A 24,521-nucleotide genomic window follows, 5' to 3' on the forward strand; every position below is an offset into this window, starting at 1 on the left:
TACAACCCATCAATTATTTCATTAAAATATCTTATTTTTCTATTTCACGCATAGAATCCATTTTCTTGTGTGCCAGGAAGCCTGCAACATCTTCAAAATGTTCTTTTACACGTTTGTTACCAAATTCAAAAACTTTAGTCGCCAATCCGTCAAGAAAATCACGGTCGTGAGAAACCAAAATTAGAGTTCCGTCGAAATCTCTTAAAGCATCTTTAATAATATCTTTAGTTTTCATGTCCAGGTGATTCGAAGGCTCATCCAGAATCAATAAATTAACCGGTTCCAACAATAACTTAATCATTGCCAATCGTGTTTTTTCTCCACCCGAAAGTACTTTTACTTTTTTGGTAATATCATCACCCTGAAACATAAATGCTCCCAGAATATTTTTGATCTGAGTACGAATATCTCCCACAGCGATAGCATCGATTGTTTCAAAAATAGTAGCATTTTCATCCAACAAAGAAGCCTGGTTCTGCGCAAAATATCCAATTTGAGAATTATGGCCAATATCTACGCTTCCTTCATCAATTCCGATTTCTTTCATGATCGCTTTGATCATGGTAGATTTTCCTTCACCGTTTTTACCAACAAATGCTACTTTTTGTCCTCTTTCGATCACAATGTTTGCATCTTTGAAAACCACATGATCTCCGTAGGCTTTTGTCAAATCTTTAACCACGACCGGATATTGTCCAGAACGTGCTGCCGGTGGGAATTTCAATTTCAATGCCGAATTATCAACTTCATCAACCTGCACAATAACCAATTTCTCCAACATCTTAACACGGGACTGAACCGCATCTGTTTTAGAGAAAGTCCCTTTAAAACGATCAATAAACGCTCTATTGTCTGCGATCATTTTTTGCTGCTCATCGTATGCTTTTTGCTGATGAATACGACGGTCTTTTCTTAATTCTAAGTAATGAGAATATTTTGCTTTGTAATCGTAAATCCTTCCCATTGTTACCTCAATCGTACGATTGGTAATATTATCTACGAATGCTCTATCGTGCGAGATTACCACAACTGCTTTCGCAGAAGTCAATAAAAATTCCTCCAGCCACTGAATACTTTCGATATCCATGTGGTTAGTTGGCTCATCCAGTAAAATCAAATCCGGTTTTTGAAGAAGAATTTTAGCCAATTCAATACGCATTCTCCATCCACCTGAAAATTCAGAAGTCTGACGAATAAAATCTTCACGCTCAAAACCTAAACCTATTAAAATTTTCTCTACTTCGGCTTCGTAATTTACTTCTTCAATAGCATAATATTTCTCACTTAAATCTGAAACTCTTTCGATCAACTTCATGTAAGCATCACTTTCATAATCCGTACGAACCGTTAACTGCTCATTGATTTCATCGATCTCAGCTTTCATTTTAAAGATCTCCCCAAAAGCTTTAGAAGCTTCTTCCATTACAGTTGAACCATCTTTAGTCAATAAATGCTGCGGCAAATAAGCCACTACAGCATCTTTTGGAGTTGAGATACTTCCGGTAGAAGGTTTACTTTGACCGGCAATTATTTTTAAAAGTGTCGATTTTCCCGCACCATTTTTACCCATAAGGGCAATTTTATCATTTTCATTGATAGCAAAAGAAACATCGCTAAATAATGTAGTTCCACCAAACTGAACTGAAATATCGTTAACTGTAATCATTTAGGTTTTTAGATTTTTAGACTGCTTAAATTTTTAAAATTCTTTGCAAGTATTTTTTTGAAAGCGCAAAGATAGATTAATTAGAGTATTAGACAATATTATTTAGACGACTGTCGCTTCAGATTTAAAAATCACCTAAATATTCTTACACTTTATCAAATTTTAGTATTATCTTGGATAATAATTTAAAAATCAACAAAATATGAAACCAAAATTAAACTTGATGACTTGTCTAATTGCAGGATTATTATTTGGATTTTCTGCTTACGCACAAAAAACGGTGATTAAAAAAGAAGTTTTACCGGCAAACGCACAAACTTTCTTAAAAACTCACTTTGGCTCTAAAAAGCCCAGTTACATACTTCAGGACAAAGAATTACTCTCAACGGAATACAAAGTTCAATTTGACAATAAAATTGAAATCGAATTTGATAAAAAAGGAAACTGGAAAGAAGTTGATGGTAAAAACTCTAAAATCCCTGCTTCTATTATCCCAAAAAAAATCACTTCATATGTAAAAACAAATTTCCCTAAAGAGAAAATAACCAAAATAGAAATAGGTTCTTCCGGATACGAAGTAAAACTAACAAACGGTTTAGAATTAAAATTCAACCTGAAAGGAGATTTTACCAAGATAAACAAATAGCAAACTGTTTAAAAACAACAAACCCTACAGAATTAAAATATTCTGTAGGGTTTACTTAATTATCTAATTTAATCTTTTCTCCATTTTTTAGTTTCCTCAAAAATATGTTCTAAGATTCCCGATTCTGTCTCATCAAACTCGATGTTACGTCGTCCCATTACTAATTTTGCGGTTTCAAAAGCTTTTTTGGTTACATAAGTTGTAAAGCCAGCTGCTCCGCCCCATGAAAAGCTTGGAACAAAATTGCGCGGAAAACCACTTCCAAAAATATTAGCACTCACCCCTACTACTGTTCCGGTGTTGAACATCGTATTGATTCCGCATTTACTATGATCTCCCATCATTAAACCACAAAACTGAAGCCCTGTTTTAGCAAATCCTTCCGTTTCATAGCTCCATAATTTTACTTCTTCATAATTATTTTTCAGATTCGAATTATTACTGTCTGCTCCAATATTACACCATTCTCCCAAAACAGAATCTCCTAAGAAACCATCATGTCCTTTGTTTGAATTAGCAAAAAGCACCGAGTTCTTAACTTCTCCTCCAATTCTTGATCCCGGACCTACTGTTGTCGCTCCGTAAACTTTGGCATTTAGTTTCACCTGTGCATTTTCACATAAAGCAAAAGGACCTCGAATTACGGTTCCTTCCATAATTTCAGCATTCTTACCTATATATATAGGACCATTTGAAGCATTTAGCGTCACAAACTCTAATTTTGCTCCTTCTTCAAGAAATATGTTTTCGGGCGCAATAACATTTACACTCTTCGGGATTGGCTGCGATTTTCTGTCTTCAGTCAAATACTGGAAATCTTCACGAATCGCCGCATCATTTTTAGAAAAAATATCCCAGGTATGTTCTACTGTCAAACAATCCTCATTGTACTGAATGATTTCGTACGAATCGAAATCAACTTCTTCCTGATTTTCATTGGTAAAAAATGCGATTACATCATCACCTTTAAAAATAGCCTGATTTGTAGTCAGATTAGAAACCAATTCAGCAAGCGCCTCATTTGGCAAATACGCTGCATTGATCATTACATTTTCTTCCAACTCTACCATTGGAAATTTTTCTGATAAATAATCTTCAGTAATGGTAGTTATAGTTGAACCTAAACGCGCTTCCCATTTCTGGCGAATCGTCATAATTCCAATTAATATATCGGCAACAGGTCTTGTAAAAGTAAAAGGTAATAAAGCATTCCGGACGGGACCGTCAAAAAGAATGTAATTCATAAATAATTAAATTTGATACTTGTTAAAATCTTGATTTGGTTATCGGGTTCAAAGTTACAAATATTTATGTGTTTCATTAAATATGTTTTTTCTGATAACCACGAATTCACGTTTTTTTTTTCACCAATCATTCTTTAATAAAACTGAAATAATAATAAAATCAGAAATTCGAGGGTAATAAAAATAACCCCATAAAAAAAGCCTTCCGTTCGGAAGGCTTTTATATAAGTAAAAACAGTTATTAGTTTTTAACGTGTTTTGCATATTTAGTTTTGAATTTATCAATACGTCCTGCAGTATCGATAAGTTTAGATTTACCAGTATAAAATGGGTGAGATGTTCTAGAAATCTCCATTTTTACAACTGGATACTCAACTCCGTCAACTTCAATTGTTTCTTTTGTATCTGCAGTAGATTTAGTGATAAAAACTTCGTCATTTGACATGTCTTTAAACGCAACTAATCTGTAATTTTCTGGGTGAATTCCTTTTTTCATCTTTTTATTTTATTTATTGTTTAGAGCAATTTCATTTTGAAGCTTTTCCATGGTTAGAAAAAGGTGTAAACAACGCTACTCTTTTTTGTTTAAAACTTTTAATTATTTTTAAGTGTGCAAATTTACAATTTTTTTCGAATTAACAAATCTTTTAATCAATATTTTTAATGGCTCTGTGATTTGTATTAATTTTTTTAATATATATCTAGTGTGTATTGGGAATTACTATATTTGTGGATTAATTTTAAAACATATAAAAATATGATTAATGAAGTTATTAAAAAGAATGGAATTACTTATGGTGTAATGATTGGAGTTGCATCTGCATTATTTACTGCTACAATATATGCGATTGATTTAAATCTGTTCACTGCCTGGTGGATGGGTATTATTGGTATAGTAATCAGCCTGACAATCAGTATTATTTTACTTTCTAAAACCAAGAAAGAATTAAAGGGAGTTTTTTCTTTCAAAGATGCTTTTACAACTTACTTTATAGCTGCTGTAATTGGCGTTTTAATTTCTACATTATTTAATATTGTTTTATTTAACGTTATTGATCCAGGTGCAAAAGACACACTGAATGAAATCATGATCAAATACACTGCAAACATGATGCAGAAATTTGGAGCTCCTGCTTCGTCTATCAATGAAGCCATTAGCAAAATGAAAGAAAGCAGCCCTTACTCGACTTTCGAATTATTAAAGGGATCTGTTTTTGCAATAGTTATCAGTGCCATTTTCGGATTAATTTTCGCAGCATTTTTTAAAAGCAAAACTACACAAGAATAAAAAAATAAATGAATTTATCTATACTTATACCGCTTCTAAATGAGGAGGAATCACTGAAAGAACTCTATTCGTGGATTATTAAAGTGATGCAATCTAACAATTACTCTTATGAAATCATTTTTGTAGATGATGGAAGTACAGATGATTCTTGGAATATTATTGAAGGTTTTTCTAACGAAAATCCGAATGTAAAGGGAATTCGTTTCATGAAAAACTTTGGAAAATCGCAAGCTTTGCATGCTGGTTTCGCCAAAGCACAGGGCAATGTTATCATTACTATGGATGCTGATTTGCAAGATAGCCCGGACGAAATTCCAGGTTTATATGAAATGATTACAGCTCAAAAATTTGATTTAGTTTCAGGCTGGAAGAAAAAACGTTACGACTCGGTTGTAGCAAAGAATCTTCCTTCGAAATTATTTAACTGGGCTGCCAGAAAGACTTCAGGCGTTGAGCTGAACGATTTCAACTGCGGATTAAAAGCTTACAAAAATGCCGTTGTTAAAAACATTGAAGTTTCGGGCGAAATGCACCGTTACATTCCGGTTTTGGCAAAAAACGCAGGTTTTAATAAAATCGGCGAAAAAGTGGTTATTCACCAGGCCCGTAAATACGGAGAAACTAAATTTGGAATGGAACGTTTTATAAACGGCTTTCTTGATTTAATTACAATCTGGTTCTTATCACGATTCGGAAAAAGACCAATGCACTTATTTGGCGCCATTGGATCTTTGATGTTTATAATTGGTTTTTTATTAGCAGGTTACATTGGAATTTCAAAATTATACCATATGTATAATGGAATGAAATACAGTCTGATCACCAGCAACCCATGGTTTTTTATTGCTTTAACTACTATGATTCTGGGAACACAATTATTCCTTGCGGGTTTTCTGGGCGAAATTATCCTGAGAACCAAAAGCAACGAAGCGCGTTATAAAGTAGCCCGAGAGGTAAATTTCTAACACAAAACCACAGTTAGGATACTAGTTCTTCTTGCGGCTTCCAACCGCAAAAAAAACAGGCAAATTCCAAACAAAGCATAAAACAAACTTATAAAAATAAATAGTTCCCGAACTCTATTATTATTTAAATATAAAAAGACACGAATGATGAATATAGCACCTAATATTCTAAATGCAGTAAACGAATGGTTAACGCCAACCTTTGACAGCGAAACACAAGCTGCTGTTAAAGAATTAATGACAACTTCACCAAAGGAACTTGAGGAAAGTTTTTACAAAAACCTTGAATTTGGAACTGGCGGAATGCGCGGTGTGATGGGTGTTGGAAGCAACCGAATTAACAAATACACACTTGGAAAAAATACTCAGGGTTTATCTGATTATTTACATATCGCTTTCCCTAATCAGCCTTTAAAAGTTGTTATTGCGTATGATTGCCGTCATAACAGTAATACTTTAGCCAAAATTGTTGCTGATGTTTTCTCTGCAAATGGAATCCATGTTTATCTGTTCTCCGATTTACGACCAACTCCGGAATTATCGTTTGCACTTAAATATTTAGGTTGCCAATGCGGAATTGTACTAACAGCTTCTCACAATCCACCGGAATACAACGGTTATAAAGTGTACTGGGAAGATGGCGGACAAATTGTACCTCCACAGGATACTGCAATTATCAACACTATCGAAAGCTTAGGTTACGATAAAATTAAGTTTAAAGCCAACGAAAGTCTGATTGAATATATTGATACCGAAATTGATAAAGCTTTTATAAAATCGTCTATTGAAAATGCCAGTTTTAATACGCCAGCCAAAGCAAAAGACGACTTACATATTGCTTTTACTTCCTTGCACGGAACATCGATAAAATCTATTCCTGACACTTTATCGCAGGCAGGCTACAAAAATGTACATATCGTACCGGAACAAGCCATACCTGACGGAAATTTCCCAACTGTAAAATCTCCAAATCCTGAAGAACCTGAAGCTTTGACGATGGCCTTAGCTTTGGCCGATAAAACACATTCGGATATTGTAGTCGGAACTGATCCTGATTGTGATCGTCTTGGTGTTGCCGTTAGAAATAACGAAGGCAAAATGATTTTACTTAACGGAAATCAAACTATGGTTTTAATGACTGCTTTTTTGCTGAAACAATGGAAAAAAGCAGACAAGATTAACGGAAAACAATTCATTGGCTCTACAATTGTTTCTACTCCAATGATGATGGAATTAGCCACAAACTATGGCGTTGAATGCAAAGTAGGACTGACAGGATTTAAATGGATTGCCAAAATGATTAAAGACTTCCCTGAACTTCAATTTATCGGAGGTGGTGAAGAAAGCTTTGGTTTCATGGTTGGTGATGCTGTTAGAGACAAAGATGCTGTTGCCGCTACCTTATTAATTTGTGAAGTTGCCGCTCAAGCGAAAGCAGCCGGAAGCAGTGTTTACAACGAACTTTTACAGCTTTATGTTGAAAATGGTTTCTATAAAGAACACTTGATTTCTTTAACTAAAAAAGGAATAGAAGGCCTGGAAGAAATCAACCAGATGATGATTAATTTACGTAAAAACCCGTTAAAAGAAATCAGCGGTCAGCGTGTTATTATGATGGAAGACTACCAATCATCAATTGCCTTAAATTTATTGACTGGTGAAGAATCTGTTATGGATGTTCCGAAATCAAACGTATTGATTTATTATACTGAAGACGGGTCTAAAATTTGTGCAAGACCAAGCGGAACAGAGCCAAAAATTAAATTCTATATCAGTGTGAATGCAGAATTAGAATCAGTTCAGGAGTTTGATGCAGCAGAAAGCTATTTAGACGGAAAAATACAAAATATCATTGCAGGAATGCAATTGAAATAAAAAAATGAGTGACAAACCTGACACAAATAATAAACCTGAACTATTAGATTCAATAATTGGACTAATAGATCAGAGTCGTCATTTTGTTGCTAAAACGGTTAATCAGGAATTAACACTTCTGTATTGGAAAATTGGAAAAACGATCAATGAAGAGATTCTAAAAAATGATCGGGCTGATTATGGAAAGAAAATCATTCAAGGTTTAAGCTTAGAATTATCCAAACGATACGGTACAGGATTCAGTAAAAGAAACATACATAGTTTCATAAAACTAAACTCTGTTTTTCAAGACTATACAATTGTGCAGACAGTGTCTGCACAATTGAGCTGGTCACATTTATACTCAATATTAAGTACAGAAAGCGATATAAAACGTGAATTCTACATCCAAATGAGCATTCACGAAAGATGGAGCGTGCGAACCCTACAAGAACGTATGGACAGTATGCTTTTTGAAAGAACTGCTATCAGCAAAAAGCCAGAAGAGACAATCGTTAATGATCTGGCTTTACTAAAAAACGGGAAACAAATTAGCCCGGATTTAACTTTTCGTGATCCTTATTTTTTAGATTTTTTAGGACTGCATGACACCTATTCTGAAAAAGATTTAGAAAGTTCTATCTTAGCTCAATTACAAAAGTTCATTACTGAAATGGGGAGTGAATTTGCTTTTCTCGCCCGCCAAAAAAGAATAACAATTGATGATGAAGATTTTTACATCGATTTACTTTTTTACCATCGTGATCTACGCCGTTTGATTGCCATTGACTTAAAACTAGGAAAATTTAAAGCGGGTTACAAAGGCCAAATGGAGCTTTATTTACGTTGGCTAGAGAAAAATGAACAAAAAGAAGGCGAAAACAAACCAATTGGATTAATTTTGTGCAGTGAAAAATCTCCCGAGCAAATTAATTATTTAATGCTGGATAATGACGAACAAATTAAAGTTTCAGCTTATTTAACCCAATTACCAGAAAAAAAATTATTGCTAGAAAAACTCGAAAGAGCCATTGCTATAGCAGAAAATAACATCCATAAATAAATGAGTAATTTTAAAAAAATAGTTCCTTTTATATATCCGTATAAAAAATACGCATTCCTAAATATCTTTTTTAATATTTTGTATGCGCTTTTTAGCACACTTTCTTTCATGGCATTAATTCCTATGCTTCAGGTTTTGTTTGACAAAACAAAGAAGAATTATGTGATGCCAACTTATGACGGAATTACCCATGCAAAAGAATTTGCCGAAAACTATCTAAGCTATTACATTACAAAAAATACAGATCCTAATAATCCCGGTTTTATACTTTCTGTAATGGTCGCTCTTATCATTTCAATCTTCTTATTGAAAAATTTAGCCGATTATCTCGCTATGTTTTTTATTAATTTTTTGCGAAATGGCGTATTAAGAGACATGCGAAATGCGTTGTATAAAAAAACACTGGAATTACCATTGGCATTTTATTCTGAAAAAAGAAAAGGGGATGTTATTTCCCGAATTTCTGCTGATGTAAATGAAGTCCAAACTTCGTTTTTAGCCATCTTAGAACTTATCGTAAAAGAGCCATTAACTATTGTTTTTACGATATGTGCTATGTTAATCATCAGTGCCAAACTTACCTTATTTGTCTTTATTTTTATCCCTGTTTCGGGTTACATCATTTCCTTAATCGGAAAACAATTAAAAAAACAGTCCGGAAAAGCACAACAAGAACAAGGAAGTTTTTTATCCACTATTGAAGAAACAATTGGAGGATTAAAAGTCGTAAAAGGATACAATGCCGAGAATTACTTCAATACTATTTTTCAAAATTCAACAGAACGCTTTTTCAAACTATCCAACAGTATCGGGAATCGTCAGAACTTAGCATCACCTGCCAGCGAGTTTATGGGAATCACTGTAATTGCAATTTTACTTTGGTACGGAGGACAAATGGTTTTAATTGAAAAAACACTTGACGGCCCTTCTTTTATTGCTTATATGGGATTAGCCTATAATATTCTAACCCCTGCAAAAGCAATCTCTAAAGCTTCCTACGGAGTAAAAAGAGGTAATGCTGCTGCTGAACGCGTTCTTGAAATTTTAGAGCAGGAAAACACGATTACATCAAAAGATAAGGCGTTCGAAAAAACATCGTTCGACAATAACATCAGCGTTCAGAACATCAACTTCAAATATGAAGATGAAACAGTTTTAAAAGACTTCTCTCTTGACATCAAAAAAGGACAAACCGTTGCACTTGTCGGACAATCCGGAAGTGGGAAAAGTACGATTGCCAATTTGCTGACCCGTTTTTATGATGTAAACGACGGAACAATTTCAATTGACGGTATCAACATCAAGGATATCAATTTGCAGTCGCTTCGCAGCTTAATGGGATTAGTAACTCAAGACAGCATTTTATTCAATGATACCATCAAAGCTAATATTGCCTTAGGAAAACTCGACGCGACAGACGATGAGATTATCGAAGCACTGAAAATCGCTAATGCTTTTGAATTTGTAAAAGAACTTCCTTTAGGAATTTACACCAACATCGGCGACAGCGGAAACAAACTTTCAGGAGGGCAAAAACAACGATTGTCGATTGCCAGAGCGGTGTTAAAAAACCCTCCAATTATGATTTTGGATGAAGCAACATCAGCGTTGGACACCGAAAGTGAAAAATTTGTTCAGGTGGCTTTAGAAAACATGATGCAAAACAGAACTTCGATTGTAATTGCTCACCGACTTTCAACCATTCAGAAAGCAGATCTAATTGTTGTTATGCAAAAAGGAAAAATCGTAGAACAAGGAACACATGAAGAGCTGATTGCGCATAACGGGACCTACAACAAACTGGTTACCATGCAGTCTTTCGAGTCCTAAACATAAGTAGACAGGCTTAGCCACAAATTATACAGATTACCACAGATTATTTTTCTCTCAACGAATTAAAATCTTATATTTATCTGTATAATTTGTGGCTTTTTTATTTCGAATAATCTTAAATCCGTAAAAATGTACCTTAATAATTCAAACATAAAACTTCCGGATGACCCGGATACAATTGTCTGGAAGTACTTAGACTTGTCTAAATTCCTTGATTTATTAATGTCCAAAAAACTATTCATGTCCCGTTCTGACAAGTTTGAGGATCAGTACGAGGGCACTTTTAGCGAGCCAACCTTTGAAGAGATTAAAAAACTGGCCATAGACAATCCGGATTTCTTAAACTACTACAAAACCCATCGCGAACAAGTAGCCATAAGCAGCTGGCACATCAACGAATATGAATCCTTTGCTATGTGGCAGATTTTCACCAAAAACAATGAGGGTTTAGCCATTCAGTCTACCATAAGTAGATTACAGAATGCTGTAAAACCGGAAAACAATTTCGATCAATATATTGGTGAGGTAAACTATATCGACTACAAAAAAGAGTACATACCGTTTGATGATTTATTTTTCCCCTTTTTATTTAAGCGTAAAAGTTTTCAGTATGAGCGCGAAGTTCGAATTCTTACTGATACTTCAAAAAGCGACATTAAACTAAACGATGGCTTAAAAATCAATGTTGACCTAAAACAATTGATCGAAAAGATTTACATTCATCCAAAATCCGAAAACTGGTACAAAAAACTGGTAATCGATTTAACGGAACGCCTGGGATTTGATCTTGATATCGAGAAATCTGATCTGGAAAGTGATATTTTGATATAGTTTTTTTTAAAGGTGCTGAGATTCTGAGGTGCTAAACTGCTGAGTTTTTTTTTATCTTAAAAATTATTCTTGCTTGAGTTTAGCAAAATATTTTTCTCTGAGATAAAAGTTTTCGTCTTCGATAATTATTTGATTCTTTTTTTTCATATAATAAAAAACTGAATCAGATTTACTTCTCTTTACAACAGAATCTCCAATCTGAATTTTATCATATAAAAGACTACTAACCTTCCATCTAATCCCGGTATTCAAAAAGAGATAGTGAGGAAAACGATACCCTTCACCCCCTTCAATCTTTTTTTCATATACAACTCCTGAAAAACTATATTCATTAGCCTCTTTATATTGTCTTTCTATATACTCGTTCGAATTTTCTACAAAATAACCTCCAATTATTACGAAAAAAAATAACGGTAAAAAAACATACCCAAGCACATTACTAATTACTTTTTCTTGATCTTTCAATTCTTCTTCAGAGTACATTAAGAAATTAGTCTAGTAAATAATTAAATAGGCTTATAACTTTTAACTTCCCATTTTTTTGAAGCTAAATCAATATAATTGTAATGTAAAACATCGTTTTTATCAAACTGCCCATTTTGATTGGTGTCTTCAATCGTTCTGAAATACAAACGATTTCTTGATTCGATTAAACTCCAATCTACCAATTCCTGAAAGTCTTCTGAAATTTTAGTAAAACGCTCACCACTGATGTTACTTAAATACAAAGTCTTAATATCGCTGGTATCTATTTTACCATCTTTATTGGTGTCGGAATCTGCTAAAGTATAAACCATAATCTGGTTCTGCGTTTTATCCGCAACCGATTTTAAATAAGTAGCCGTCAAAATCAGGGCTGGTTTATCCGTCAAAGGACGTATAGAATCTGAATCGACTTTCTGGAATTTCAGGTTTTGCAGATAACCGGTTATTTCAAATTCACCTAAATTTGAAATTGTAAAACTTACATCATTCACACTCGAAGATCCGTAACGTGCTTTTGTTCCTTTTTCAAAAACGCGCAGATCTCCAACCGGATGAATTAAATAATTTGTCCCCTCCATTTGAATAGGCAAATCGGCTATTTCAATCTGCGTTGAATCTGTTTTTGTAACAACATTTGTTTTACTGGCAGTATCGTAAATTACTTTAGGTTTCTTCACTTCATCTTTACAACTTACCATTGTTCCGATGATTGCCAAGGCTATATAGGTTAAGGACTTTTTCATGTATGCTAATTATATTAGGATATCAAATATAGTATTTTTGATTGTATTATCTAGTTTTATTGAATTTTACTATAGTAGGCTTAAACAAGTTCTCAACGCAAATATTTATCTCCTTATTGCAAAGTAACAAATCAACATTTATAATCTCGCATTCAGCTTCACATTAAAAACCCTTGAAGTCATATAATTTGGAATTGCGTACTGATTTTTAGAATACACATCGCGAACCCAGGTATTGGTAATCGCATTCTGATTATTGAAAAGATTAAAAATTTCAACTCCTACAGACAATTCTTTAAAGTTTTTCAACCATTTTGCTTTGGCAACTTTAGTACTGCCATCTACAAAAACTTTAGCAAAACCAACATCAGCTCTACGATAATCATTCAGCCTGCTTTGATACAGGTACGGATCCGAATAGGCTGGAGCTCCTCCCGGTAAACCTGTATTGTAAACTAGGTTCAGGTATAATTTTACACTTGGAATGCTTGGCATATAATCCTGAAATAGCATAGCAAATTTCAAACGCTGATCTGTAGGCCTTGCGATATAACCTTTGTTTTCATAATTTTCTTCGGTTTTTAAATAACCAAAGCTAATCCACGATTCCGTTCCGGGTACAAATTCACCATTCAGCCTAAAATCAACTCCCTGTGCATACGCTTTCGCATTATTGTTGGCAACATATCGGATTCTCACGTTATCGATTGAATACACATTGACATCTGAAAGTGATTTGTAATAAAGTTCCGTTACCCATTTGAAAGGGCGGTTCCATATTTTAAAATTGTAATCATTCCCCAAAACAATATGAACCGATTCCTGCGCTTTCACGTTTGGATTTACAACACCCTTTAAATCCCGTAGTTCACGGTAAAAAGGCGGCTGATGGTAAAGTCCTCCCGAAAGTCGAAAAACCATATCCATATCCCAATCCGGTTTTAAAGCAAACTGGGCACGTGGACTAAAAACAGTTTGATTTTTACCCTCTACAGCAGCGCCGGAAACATTCCAACTCTGAAAACGAGCTCCCAGATGGTACCAAACCTGACTGGATCCAATCTCAGCTTTTTTATTATACTGCGCGTATCCCGAAAATCTGTTTATAGTATTAAAGTTTGTTGCCCGCACATCCTGATAAGGCAATAACGGCCCAGTGTAAGGTGTGTACGGTTGATTATTTTTAGGCAAAAAAGCAATTGGCGGATTAATCGAAAAACCTGCCGAATCGATCATCTCCCACTCTGTAATTCGATCCCGAATCGATTCCCGTGTATATTTCAAACCAAATTCTAACTGGCTGTCATTTTTCCATTCTTTAAAGCCTTTGATCTCTACATTTGCAATCAAAGCATCCAAATCATTTCGGGCATGACTCAATTGCGAACCAATTCCACGCGTAAAATCGACATTTGAGGTATCTTCATTTTCAATAGTTTCCAAGCGATATTGCGCCAAAATATCAAAATGCTCCTGCTCTACGGTATGAAAAAGAGAGCTTATCAATTTTAAAGTCAGAGTTGGAGAAACTTTATAAGTCGTTTTCAGAGCACCAAAGTAAGTATTGTAACGATCTCGCTCTTTACCTTCATAATACACCGCCAGTGCCATAGGTTGATCTATGGTTCCGAATTTTGTTTCGCGGGTTAAAGGCTGATATAAATATTTATTCTGGGAAATATTCCCTAAAAAACTAAGCTGCCATTTTGCAGAAATATCATAATTAATATTCGTTTGAATATCCGCAAAAGTTGGCGTATAATTGGTTTGTGTATCCTGACTATTGACCAATAAACTGTTATTTCGATAACGAACACCTGTTACAGCCGACCATTTTTTATTTTTGGAAACCGCATCAACCGACATGCTTCCGCCCAGCAAACTTGCTTCCAAAGAGGCTCCAAACTGAGTTGGTTTTCGGTACGTAATATCCAAAACAGAAGATAACTTATCACCAAACTTTGCCTGAAATCCTCCAGCCGAAAAGTCGACATTCTGAACTAAATCTGTATTAGTAAAACTTAGCCCTTCCTGTTGTCCCGACCGAATTAAAAACGGACGGTAGACTTCGACCTCATTGACGTACACCAGATTTTCATCGTAACTTCCACCACGAACGGCATATTGTGTACTTAATTCATTATTTGAATTTACACCGGGCAGTGTTTTTAAAATATTTTCGATTCCGGCATTGGCTCCGGGAATTTTTTTGATGGTGGCGACATCCACATTGGTGATTCCCTGAACCCTTTTTTTATTTTTCGAAGAAACAAAAACTTCTCCCATTTGCTCTTCAGAACTACTCATTAAGGGATTAAAAACAAAAAACTCATTCGATTTCAGATGCACTATAAGACTCATCATCTTTAATGAAACGTGCGTAAAAATCAAAGAAATCTTTTTACCTGATGGAACAATGATTTCATAAAAACCATTTGAATCAGATTGTGAAACATTCCCAGAGCAGCTAATATTCACCCCCGCAACAGGATGATTCTGACTGTCCAGAATTATACCTTTAACATGAGCTTTCTGAGCAAATGAAATACTGGTCAGACATAAAAAAAGAAAAACGGCTATTAACTTATTTTGATTCAAACGCTTTGGTTTTATTTTTGTTGGCTTCTAAAAAAATGAGTCTCAAAGATAGCAGAATTTCCTACATTATCAATCACTTCTATTTTTAAATCGTTTGCTCCTTCTGCAACAAGAGCATCATTAAAAGTATGCGTAATTTTTCTCGTTTTACTTTCATACTCAAACAAAACCCAATTTCCATTTAAAAAACCATTATACGATTTGATCCCCGAAGAAGCATCATTGATTGTAAATTCTATTTTTTTTACTCCGGTAATCCACTTACCCTCAATTGGCTTTACTATTCTAATGGTAGGTGCAATCGTATCCAGGACTAAACCGAACTTACCTAATATTTTCGATTTGGCTGTAAAAACATCCCCTTTCCTTACTGTTCCATTAAAACTGGCATTGTTTCCGCTAAATCTTCCAATAAAAAGTTTATCTCTTAAAGCCTCCGGAAACGAACTGTCTTTAATCGTTATGGCGAAATTGGAATGCACCGGAACAGTATCGTCGTGGATATAAATACGATTATTTTTCACATCAAAGTTTAAATTAAAATCATCATAAAAAGTTCCCGCCGGAAAAAACACAGACATATTATCTTTCTCGAAATTCGAATCTTTATCGACTTTAATAAAGTATTTTGAAGCTATCAGTTCCTCTTTCACTATTGGTGTTGCAGTGTCGTACTCAATTGGAACAATAACAGAACTTAAATTTCCGAAATAATCAGAAACTTCAACTCTATAAGTTGAAGCTAAATTTGGTTCAGCCGAAACAATCCCACGCAATGAATCGGTTTTAATAATACTCAAACCATAGGGCGTTTTCATGAAAAGTTTCTGAACGCGTTGACCTGATTTTTTATATTTACCATAATCGATAAATGCATTTATATAACGCATTTCATCAAAGGAATAGGTATTAAACTGATAATTGTAATTTTGATTCCCGTTCACAAAAGTAGAGACATTAAAAACTCCATTTTTATTAAACGAAACATCGTCATAATCTACGGCAGAAATCCCAAAACCAATTTTACCATTCGCTTTTACTTTACTTGCCAGATAGGTCCCGTCTTTTTGCAGGGCAACATTTAACAACAAAGGCTGTCTGGACTGATTTACAGTCGTATTCTCTAATGGATAAACATACACACTCGAAATACTCGGTTTTTTTGTGTCTTTTATATTTTTATCGAAACCAAAAAATATCGGATTAATAACAAACTCTGTTTTGGTATCGCGAATTTCAAAGTGCAAATGCGGCCCTTCTGATGAACCTGTATTCCCCGAAAGTCCGATCAACTGACCTTTTGTTACCGATAATTCATTGGGTTTTGGAAAAATTTCGATCTCATAAGCCTTTTCTTTATAGTGCGTTTTCATTACATAATCCAGAATTGGTCCAACAGGTGTTTGTAAATGTCCGTACACCGAAGTATAGCCATTTGGATGCGTTATGTAAATGCATTTACCGTTTCCGAAAGTAGAAATTTTAATTCTGGATACATATCCATCGGCTATGGCATGCACATTTAATCCTTCTCTTTGATTTGTTTTTAAGTCAAAACCCGCGTGAAAGTGATTCGGTCGCAACTCCCCGAAATTACCGGAAAGCTGCATCGGAATTTCAAGTGGCGGACCAAAATAATCCTTCGGATATTGCGTCTGAGCGAAAACAAACGGGCAAAAAAACAGACTAAGTAGTGAAAATCTCATAAGTAACATTTTTGCTAAGATAAAAAATTAAGAGGCGAAAACCGAGTATAAAGCCACAAAAATACAATCGATTGAATTTCATCTATTTGTTTATTTTTAATGTAAAAAAATCGATAAAAAATTGCATTAATAAAAAGGAATACTAACTTTGTAGGATTAAGTAATGAATAGGATTTATAATGAGTGTAATTGCCGAAATAATTGATACTCTTGAATATAAAGTCGAAAAGCTTTTTGAGAAATCAAAAGGCTTAGAGAATAATAATCAGGCTTTACAATTAGAATTAACCAAAGCTGCGCAAATTATCCAGAAACAATCTGAAGAAATTGAAGCTTTGAAAAAGCAATATGAAACACTTAAGATAGCCAATTCGTTGCTCGGCAGCGACAATAACAAGAGAGAGACAAAGCTTAAAATAAATTCATTAATTCGCGAAATTGATTACTGTATAGCACAGCTATCAGATTAAAATAACGACATGGACGGAAAGCTTAGAATTAAAATATCAATTGCAGACAGAGTTTACCCTTTAACGGTAGAACCAGCTCAGGAAGAAGGACTTAGAAGTGCTTCTAAAAAAATTGATGCTATGATCAAGCAATTCGAAGAAAGTTACGCGGTTCGCGATAAACAGGATGTTCTGGCGATGTGTGCCCTGCAATTTGCATCACAAGTCGAACAAAAACAAATTGATAACGCAATCGATGGTGAAGAAACTATCGAAAGAATTAAAAGATTAAATTCGCTATTAGATCAATATCTCGAAAATTAAACGTTCTTTTACAACAACTAAGATACTGCCTACATTAGTTCACAATTGGTAAACTCAACACTAACAATTTAGAATGAGCAAATCGTCGCTACTATAGTATGCCATGCTTCGGCTTGGAAACTTGAACAGTGAGTTAGCTCAAAACTTGTCTTTACGAGTTTATTCAAGCAATTAATGTAGGCTTTTTTTATATATAAATTTTAACAAACATGGACATAATAACGATCATTATTTCAGGTATTGTAGGAATTGCAGCAGGTTTTGCAATTGCTAAAATTATCGAAAAAAGCAATATTTCTAACCTCATTAAAAACGCAAAAAAAGAAGCAGCTTCCATTTTAAAAGATGCTAATTTAGAAGCTGAAAATATCAAAAAAGATAAAATCCTTCAGGCAAAAGAGCGTTTTATCGAACTAAAATCAGAGCACGAACAAGTTATTTTAGCAAGAGACAAAAAAGTAGCCGAGGTAGAAAAAAGAGTACGTGATAAAGAATCACAAGTTTCAAACGAACTTTCGAAGGCAAAAAAAGTAAACGACGATTTTGAATCTAAAACACAGGAATACAATAACAAAATTGAAGTTTTAGACAAAAAACAAACTGAAGTTGACAAATTACACAAAAGTCAATTGCAACAGCTTGAAGTAATTTCAGGACTTTCTGCTGAAGAAGCAAAAGAGCAATTAGTAGAAGGTTTAAAAGCTGAAGCTAAAAGCAAAGCAATGTCTCATATTCAGGACACGATCGAAGAAGCTAAACTTACTGCTCAGCAAGAAGCAAAGAAAATTATCATCAATACGATCCAGAGAGTTGGAACAGAGGAAGCAGTTGAAAATTGCGTTTCTGTTTTCAACATTGAATCTGATGACGTAAAAGGTAGAATTATTGGCCGTGAAGGTCGTAACATTAGAGCACTTGAAGCTGCAACTGGAGTTGAAATTATCGTTGACGATACACCGGAAGCAATCATCCTTTCCTGCTTTGATCCCGTTCGTAGAGAGATTGCCCGTTTATCATTACACAAATTAGTAACCGATGGACGTATTCACCCTGCAAGAATCGAAGAAGTAGTTGCTAAAACAGCCAAACAAATTGACGACGAAATTATCGAAGTTGGTAAACGTACCGTTATTGATTTAGGAATTCACGGTTTACACCCTGAACTTATCAAAGTAGTAGGTAGAATGAAATACCGTTCTTCTTACGGACAAAACTTATTACAACACTCGAGAGAAGTTTCGAAACTTTGTGGTATCATGGCAGCCGAATTAGGCTTAAACGTAAAACTAGCAAAAAGAGCTGGTTTACTTCACGATATTGGAAAAGTTCCGGATACAGAAAGTGACTTACCTCACGCTTTATTAGGAATGCAGTGGGCTGAAAAATATGGTGAAAAAGAAGAAGTTTGTAACGCCATTGGAGCTCACCACGACGAGATTGAAATGAAATCATTACTTTCTCCTATTGTTCAGGTTTGTGATGCTATTTCGGGTGCGAGACCAGGCGCAAGACGTCAGGTTTTAGACTCTTACATTCAACGTTTGAAAGATCTTGAAGAAGTAGCTTACGGATTCAGCGGTGTAAAAAATGCATACGCAATTCAGGCTGGTAGAGAACTTCGTGTGATTGTAGAAAGCGAAAAAGTTTCGGATGACAATGCTGCGAATTTATCTTTCGAGATTTCACAAAAAATACAAACCGAAATGACGTATCCAGGTCAAGTAAAAGTTACTGTAATTAGAGAAACCAGAGCGGTTAATATCGCGAAGTAATCTTCTCACTATTTATAAAAAAGAAAGGCTATCAAATGATAGCCTTTCTTTTTTATACCAACTTAATATTTTAAATATCGTTAAAGATAATTTTAAAACTCGTTCCTACCCCTACTTTACTTTCTACCGAAATACTTCCCTTCATCGCCTCTATCTGGTTTCTGGTAATATACAGGCCAATCCCACGTGCTTCCTGATGTTTATGAAAGGTTTTATACATCCCGAATAAAAGATCACCATAAACCGCCAAATCGATCCCTAAACCATTGTCAGTAATCTTTAATGACTTATAACCTTCGGGTTCAATCGAAAAATCGAAGATCACAACAGGGTCACGGTCCGGATGCGCATACTTGATCGCGTTTGTTGTAAAATTCAGCAAAACACTTTCCAGATAAGCCGGATTAAAATTAATTGTCAGATACTTTGGAACATTGTTTACAATAGTAACTTTTGTTTGTTTATCATAACCTTTAATAGTTGTAATCGTTTTCTCTATATATTCCGAAAGCCTCAAAGGCGCTACGGCAATATTGATATTACTTTGTGTTTTAACAATCTGGGTTAAATTTGCAATCGTATCGTTCAAATCGTTAGAAACAGTTCGCAAATGTTCTAACATTTCGTTTATCGTTTGCTTATCCACATCTGCATCAATAAAATCTAAAATAGACTTTATATTTCCGGCCTGAGTATTTAAATTATGCGAAACAATATGTGAAAAATTTACCAAGCGACTGTTTTGATCACTGTACAGTTTCATCGTTTTCAAGAGCTCCAATTCTTTCTCTTTTTGCAAAGAAACATCAGTATGTGTACCAATTACGCGCAATGGCCTTCCGTTCTCATCCCTTTCAATTACTTTTCCCCGATCTAAGATCCATTTATAATTACCACTTGAAGTCATTACCCGATGGTAATTTTCGTAATAGGGAATTTTATTGTCGAAATGTTCCTGAATATCTGAATAATACTTCGGAAGATCTTCTGGATGCACAATCTTATCCCAGCGTTCCGGATCATCAAAAATATCCGTCGATTCTAACTCCAGAATCTTTAAGGACAACGACGAATAGAAGACCGTATTAGTCACCATATCCCAATCCCAAATTCCAGCCGTAGAAGCCTCAAGAGCAAACTGAAAACGTTCTTCGGAAATACGCAGCTTTTCTTCTTTGTCCTTTAGTTCCGTAATATCCGAAACATGCCCGAAAAAACTAACTCGTCCGTCCGCAGACCGTTCAGTTTTGGCCGAAACCTTAAACCAACGCAATCCTTTTTTAGGCAAAAGGGCTCTAAATTCAACATTCCAAGGTTGCACTTCTTTACGCGATTTGATCAAAGATTGAAAAAAAAGATCACGATCCTGAAGAGAAATCCGATCGTAAATAACCAATTTTATATCATTGGTAAAATCTTCTACACTAAGCTCAAAAATATCATCAGCAGATTTGCTGACCAAAGGGAAAGAATACCTGTTATCGCTATCGATAACAAATTGAAACAGCAGATCCGGCATCTCGGCAAGCAATTTTTTATAAAAATTATTTACCTCTAAGCAATTCTCATTTCCATATAAATCAAAAACCATATATCACTTATTTATGTAGATTGAAATATTAAAACAATGATCTCAATAGCAAGAGCAAAAAGCTAAAATTGACACTTTTAGACTCTAACTAACACAAAACTTTACACAATATATTACTTTTTGATTTAAAAATGACTTTCCGCTTCAAAAATTATTTCCTTGGATGAAAAGAAAACATCACTTCTTTCAGAAAACTCCTATCCAAATGCACATAAATTTCGGTAGTAGTAATAGATTCGTGCCCTAACATTAACTGAATCGATCTTAAGTCGGCACCATTTTCGAGTAAATGAGTTGCAAAAGAATGCCGCAAAGTATGCGGACTAATACTCTTATGCAAGTTGATTTTTACCGCAAGATCCTTTATAATGGTAAAAATCATGGCACGTGTAAGCTGATTGCCTCTTCTGTTTAAAAACAAGGTATCCTCACAGCCTTTTTTTATTTTAAGATTCCCCCGAATCTCCTTCTGATAAATCTGTATGTATTTTTGAGTCACTTTTCCCACAGGAACAAAACGCTCTTTATTTCCTTTTCCGGTAATTTTCACAAAACCTTCATCAAAAAATAAATCTGAAATTTTTAACGTAACCAATTCCGAAACCCGAAGCCCACAGCCATATAAAGTTTCGAGCATAGCACGATTGCGTTCGCCTTCATTGGTACTCAGATCAATTGCCGCGATAAGAGCATCTATCTCCTCTACAGATAACGTATCGGGCAGTTTTCTTCCCGTTTTGGGAGTTTCAATCAATTCCATCGGACTGTCATTTCTATAATCTTCAAATACCAGATAATTAAAGAAACTTTTCAAACCTGAAATAATTCGCGCCTGCGAGCGTGGATTGACTTCTTTAGCAACTGTATAAATAAACTGCTGTACCGTTTCATCATCAATTTTAAGCGGAGAAATTTCTATGCTATTCGTTTCCAGGAAAAGACATAGGCGCTCGATATCAAAACCATAGTTTTCGATAGTGTTTTTAGACAAACCTCTCTCGATGCGCAAATACGACTGATAATCTTTTATATAGCGGTCCCAATTCATATTTACAAAGTAAAACATTTTTAAGCATAAAAAAACCTTCCCAATTAAGGAAGGTTTTCAAATATTTTTTTTTTGCAGAAACTAGAATTTGTAAGCCAAAGACAACGCAAGGTTACTATTTTTAGCACTGTCATAATAATCTCTTGAATTGTCGATATCTTTATCAGTAAGAGGAGATAAACCAATTGTGTAACGAAGACCAACTGAAAGATTATCTGTAAAACTGTACCCGGCTCCTAAATTAAAACCAAGATCTACTGATCTGGTAAAATCTTTAATGTCATTACCATCTAATTTAGCTGAAAGCAAGACCCCTAGCTGTGGACCAGCTTCAACGTTAAATTTTTTATCAATGATGTAATACTTAGCCAGTACCGGAATATTCAAATAATTCAATTTAATATCTGCATCAGTCCCTGAAGGTACGTCAACTTTAGTTCCCTGGGTCGAGAACAAAAGCTCCGGCTGAATAAAAAATCGCTGAACAACATGAATTTCTGCAAAACCTCCAACGTGAAAACCTATAAGAGATTTAGTATCTTCAACATCTCCTCCAACTACCGTTGAAATATTAAGACCACCTTTTACTCCAAATCTAGTTTTTTGCGCATTAGCAAAACCAAATACCATTACTGCTACAGCAGCCAAAATTATTCTTTTCATTACAATTTGTTTTTTTGGGTTATTCGACATCAAATATAAATATAACCTTATTAAAAACTCATTTTTATTATAGGAAATAAAACAGTACATACAATTTATCTCTCTTAGATTTGAAAATATATTATGATTTAAGGGACTTTTTCGCTCCGTTCAAGTGCAAAATTTAAGTTTGAACATCATAATTAACTTACTAAATAAAACAGTCTTCAATTTTAATTTGAAATAAAAATCCGACTAAATTAAAGTTTTACAAGCAAAAACATATTATCAATAAACTTCTTAAATAGAGTCAATTACAGACTAAAAACCAATAAACATGGGAAATTTAGTAATTATTTAAACCAAAATATAAAACAATAAATTCCTAATTCTGTAGTTTTGACTAATATATAACATTTAAAAACATCAATTTTAAAAACACTTTTATGAAAAAAATAATCTTAGCAGCTGTTTTGTTCATCGCAACTTCAGCTACAATTCAGGCTCAATTAATACAATTTGGAGTTAAAGCAGGGGTTAACTTTGCAAGTCAAACCGGAGACGCTGGTCTTAACGGAGTTGCATTTGACAAGGATGGTATTACAAGTTACCATGCTGGTGTAGTTGCTGAAATAAAACTACTTGACAAATTTGCCATTCAACCTGAGCTTTTATACTCGACACAAGGTGCAACTTACAAAAATGCAGTTAGTGAATTTAAAAACAAATTAGGCTACTTATCTATTCCAGTAATGGCTAAATTTTATCTGAATGATACTTTTAGTGTAGAAGTTGGACCTCAGGCTTCGTTTTTATTAAGCGAGAAAAACGAGTTCGACGTTAAAGATGCTGAAACTTTTGAATTTGGTCTTAATGCCGGATTAGGAGTAAAACTTACTAAAAGCATCTTTGTTCAGGGTCGTTATGGCTTAGGATTAACAGAAGCGTCTAAAAATGCAGATGTTAAAAATTCAACTTTCCAAATCTCAGCTGGATTCTTATTCTAAAAAATATATCACATACTTTTACAAAAACCGTTCTATTAATTGGAACGGTTTTTTTATTTTTACAACTATGCAATGGCTATGAAAATACCAATTGCATATCACAATTTACATTTCACATATTACACTAAGCCCATGAAAATCGCCATCATCAACGGACCCAATTTGAATCTTTTAGGAAAAAGAGAACCGGAAGTTTACGGAAGCCAAACTTTTGAAGATTATTTTGAAACGTTGCAGGTCAAATTTCCAAACGTTGAACTTTCGTATTACCAAAGCAATATTGAAGGCGAATTGATTGGAAAAATCCAGGAATTCGGTTTTACTTTTGACGGGATTATCTTGAATGCCGGAGCTTACACTCACACGTCTATAGGATTGGGCGATGCGATGAAAGCTGTTACCACTCCGGTGATCGAAGTTCATATTTCTAATACTTACGCCCGTGAAAGTTTCAGACATCAATCCTATTTATCCGGAAATGCCAAAGGTGTTATCCTTGGTTTTGGACTAAAAAGTTATGAACTGGCGATTCAATCTTTTCTGTAAGATGTTAGATGTAAACTGTAAAATGTGAAATGTGTGATCTGAAATATTTTATGATTTAAATTGTAAATCCAGGAGCATCACACATTCGATAACGTTTTATGAATCAGAAATCGTCAATCAAAATTATACTGGTAAAATTAACTTGTTGCTCACAATTTACATTTCACAATTTACATTTCACAATTTACATTTCACAGTTCGCATTTTACGTCTCACATC

22 protein-coding genes are annotated in these 24,521 nt (G+C 34.5%); 12 read left to right on the forward strand and 10 right to left on the reverse strand.

What is annotated here, in order from left to right:
• Positions 1 to 31: 31 nt before the first annotated feature.
• Positions 32 to 1,666, reverse strand: a complete 1,635-nt coding sequence (locus AC3IS6_RS00575; RefSeq protein ID WP_489162793.1) for an ABC-F family ATP-binding cassette domain-containing protein — start codon at positions 1,664 to 1,666, stop codon at positions 32 to 34.
• Between the two features lie 202 nt (positions 1,667 to 1,868).
• Here AC3IS6_RS00575 and AC3IS6_RS00580 point away from each other — a divergent pair, with 202 nt between their 5' ends.
• Positions 1,869 to 2,312 (forward strand): PepSY-like domain-containing protein, encoded by a 444-nt coding sequence (locus AC3IS6_RS00580; RefSeq protein ID WP_173965272.1) that lies wholly within the window; start codon positions 1,869 to 1,871, stop codon positions 2,310 to 2,312.
• A 68-nt stretch (positions 2,313 to 2,380) separates the two neighbouring features.
• On the opposite strand, the gene AC3IS6_RS00585 is transcribed toward AC3IS6_RS00580, so the two are convergent.
• Together AC3IS6_RS00585 and AC3IS6_RS00590 are read right to left on the reverse strand one after the other, a co-directional pair.
• On the reverse strand, positions 2,381 to 3,556 hold the full coding sequence (locus AC3IS6_RS00585) for a GlmU family protein (RefSeq protein ID WP_489162795.1): 1,176 nt from the start codon (positions 3,554 to 3,556) through the stop codon (positions 2,381 to 2,383).
• A gap of 241 nt (positions 3,557 to 3,797) precedes the next feature.
• Positions 3,798 to 4,052, reverse strand: coding sequence for a type B 50S ribosomal protein L31 (locus AC3IS6_RS00590; RefSeq protein ID WP_029272307.1), 255 nt, complete (start codon positions 4,050 to 4,052; stop codon positions 3,798 to 3,800).
• A 261-nt stretch (positions 4,053 to 4,313) separates the two neighbouring features.
• On the opposite strand from AC3IS6_RS00590, the gene AC3IS6_RS00595 reads away from it, so the two are divergent.
• The 6 genes from AC3IS6_RS00595 (at position 4,314) to AC3IS6_RS00620 (ending at position 11,390) form a co-directional block, all read left to right on the forward strand.
• Complete coding sequence (locus tag AC3IS6_RS00595) at positions 4,314 to 4,844, forward strand: DUF4199 domain-containing protein (RefSeq protein ID WP_489162797.1); 531 nt, start codon at positions 4,314 to 4,316, stop codon at positions 4,842 to 4,844.
• Between the two features lie 8 nt (positions 4,845 to 4,852).
• Complete coding sequence (locus AC3IS6_RS00600) at positions 4,853 to 5,809, forward strand: glycosyltransferase family 2 protein (protein WP_489162799.1); 957 nt, start codon at positions 4,853 to 4,855, stop codon at positions 5,807 to 5,809.
• Positions 5,810 to 5,956: 147 nt separating this feature from the next.
• Positions 5,957 to 7,684, forward strand: coding sequence for a phospho-sugar mutase (locus tag AC3IS6_RS00605; protein ID WP_489164901.1), 1,728 nt, complete (start codon positions 5,957 to 5,959; stop codon positions 7,682 to 7,684).
• 4 nt (positions 7,685 to 7,688) lie between these two features.
• On the forward strand, positions 7,689 to 8,726 hold the full coding sequence (locus AC3IS6_RS00610) for a PDDEXK nuclease domain-containing protein (protein WP_489162800.1): 1,038 nt from the start codon (positions 7,689 to 7,691) through the stop codon (positions 8,724 to 8,726).
• Positions 8,727 to 10,556 (forward strand): ABC transporter ATP-binding protein, encoded by a 1,830-nt coding sequence (locus AC3IS6_RS00615; RefSeq protein ID WP_489162802.1) that lies wholly within the window; start codon positions 8,727 to 8,729, stop codon positions 10,554 to 10,556.
• A 132-nt stretch (positions 10,557 to 10,688) separates the two neighbouring features.
• Positions 10,689 to 11,390, forward strand: a complete 702-nt coding sequence (locus tag AC3IS6_RS00620) for a DUF2971 domain-containing protein (protein ID WP_489162803.1) — start codon at positions 10,689 to 10,691, stop codon at positions 11,388 to 11,390.
• Positions 11,391 to 11,453: 63 nt separating this feature from the next.
• On the opposite strand, the gene AC3IS6_RS00625 is transcribed toward AC3IS6_RS00620, so the two are convergent.
• The 4 genes from AC3IS6_RS00625 to AC3IS6_RS00640 form a co-directional block, all read right to left on the reverse strand.
• Positions 11,454 to 11,873 (reverse strand): hypothetical protein, encoded by a 420-nt coding sequence (locus AC3IS6_RS00625; RefSeq protein ID WP_173965259.1) that lies wholly within the window; start codon positions 11,871 to 11,873, stop codon positions 11,454 to 11,456.
• Between the two features lie 23 nt (positions 11,874 to 11,896).
• Complete coding sequence (locus tag AC3IS6_RS00630) at positions 11,897 to 12,619, reverse strand: hypothetical protein (protein WP_489162805.1); 723 nt, start codon at positions 12,617 to 12,619, stop codon at positions 11,897 to 11,899.
• Positions 12,620 to 12,757: 138 nt separating this feature from the next.
• On the reverse strand, positions 12,758 to 15,217 hold the full coding sequence (locus AC3IS6_RS00635; RefSeq protein WP_489162806.1) for a TonB-dependent receptor: 2,460 nt from the start codon (positions 15,215 to 15,217) through the stop codon (positions 12,758 to 12,760).
• A gap of 11 nt (positions 15,218 to 15,228) precedes the next feature.
• Entirely contained in the window at positions 15,229 to 16,923 is a 1,695-nt protein-coding gene (locus AC3IS6_RS00640; protein ID WP_489162808.1) for a M23 family metallopeptidase, read from the reverse strand.
• Positions 16,924 to 17,102: 179 nt separating this feature from the next.
• Between AC3IS6_RS00640 and AC3IS6_RS00645 the strand changes: the two genes are divergently transcribed.
• The 3 genes from AC3IS6_RS00645 (at position 17,103) to rny (ending at position 19,468) form a co-directional block, all read left to right on the forward strand.
• Complete coding sequence (locus AC3IS6_RS00645; protein ID WP_173965255.1) at positions 17,103 to 17,393, forward strand: hypothetical protein; 291 nt, start codon at positions 17,103 to 17,105, stop codon at positions 17,391 to 17,393.
• A gap of 9 nt (positions 17,394 to 17,402) precedes the next feature.
• Complete coding sequence (locus AC3IS6_RS00650) at positions 17,403 to 17,696, forward strand: cell division protein ZapA (protein ID WP_012022231.1); 294 nt, start codon at positions 17,403 to 17,405, stop codon at positions 17,694 to 17,696.
• A 209-nt stretch (positions 17,697 to 17,905) separates the two neighbouring features.
• Positions 17,906 to 19,468 (forward strand): ribonuclease Y, encoded by a 1,563-nt coding sequence (rny, locus tag AC3IS6_RS00655; RefSeq protein ID WP_041516859.1) that lies wholly within the window; start codon positions 17,906 to 17,908, stop codon positions 19,466 to 19,468.
• 70 nt (positions 19,469 to 19,538) lie between these two features.
• Here the strand turns inward: rny and AC3IS6_RS00660 are convergent, their stop codons facing one another.
• The 3 genes from AC3IS6_RS00660 to AC3IS6_RS00670 form a co-directional block, all read right to left on the reverse strand.
• On the reverse strand, positions 19,539 to 21,059 hold the full coding sequence (locus tag AC3IS6_RS00660) for a sensor histidine kinase (protein WP_489162811.1): 1,521 nt from the start codon (positions 21,057 to 21,059) through the stop codon (positions 19,539 to 19,541).
• A gap of 151 nt (positions 21,060 to 21,210) precedes the next feature.
• On the reverse strand, positions 21,211 to 22,107 hold the full coding sequence (gene xerD / locus AC3IS6_RS00665; RefSeq protein ID WP_489164902.1) for a site-specific tyrosine recombinase XerD: 897 nt from the start codon (positions 22,105 to 22,107) through the stop codon (positions 21,211 to 21,213).
• An 81-nt stretch (positions 22,108 to 22,188) separates the two neighbouring features.
• Positions 22,189 to 22,770 (reverse strand): porin family protein, encoded by a 582-nt coding sequence (locus AC3IS6_RS00670; RefSeq protein WP_489162813.1) that lies wholly within the window; start codon positions 22,768 to 22,770, stop codon positions 22,189 to 22,191.
• 425 nt (positions 22,771 to 23,195) lie between these two features.
• Between AC3IS6_RS00670 and AC3IS6_RS00675 the strand changes: the two genes are divergently transcribed.
• Both AC3IS6_RS00675 and aroQ read left to right on the forward strand, forming a co-directional pair.
• Positions 23,196 to 23,756 carry a porin family protein gene (locus AC3IS6_RS00675; RefSeq protein ID WP_489162815.1) on the forward strand — a complete coding sequence of 187 codons (561 nt, stop codon included), beginning with the start codon at positions 23,196 to 23,198 and terminating at the stop codon, positions 23,754 to 23,756.
• Positions 23,757 to 23,888: 132 nt separating this feature from the next.
• Entirely contained in the window at positions 23,889 to 24,302 is a 414-nt protein-coding gene (gene aroQ / locus AC3IS6_RS00680) for a type II 3-dehydroquinate dehydratase (protein ID WP_489162817.1), read from the forward strand.
• Positions 24,303 to 24,521: the final 219 nt, after the last annotated feature.

Source organism: Flavobacterium sp. KH_035, assembly GCF_057839565.1.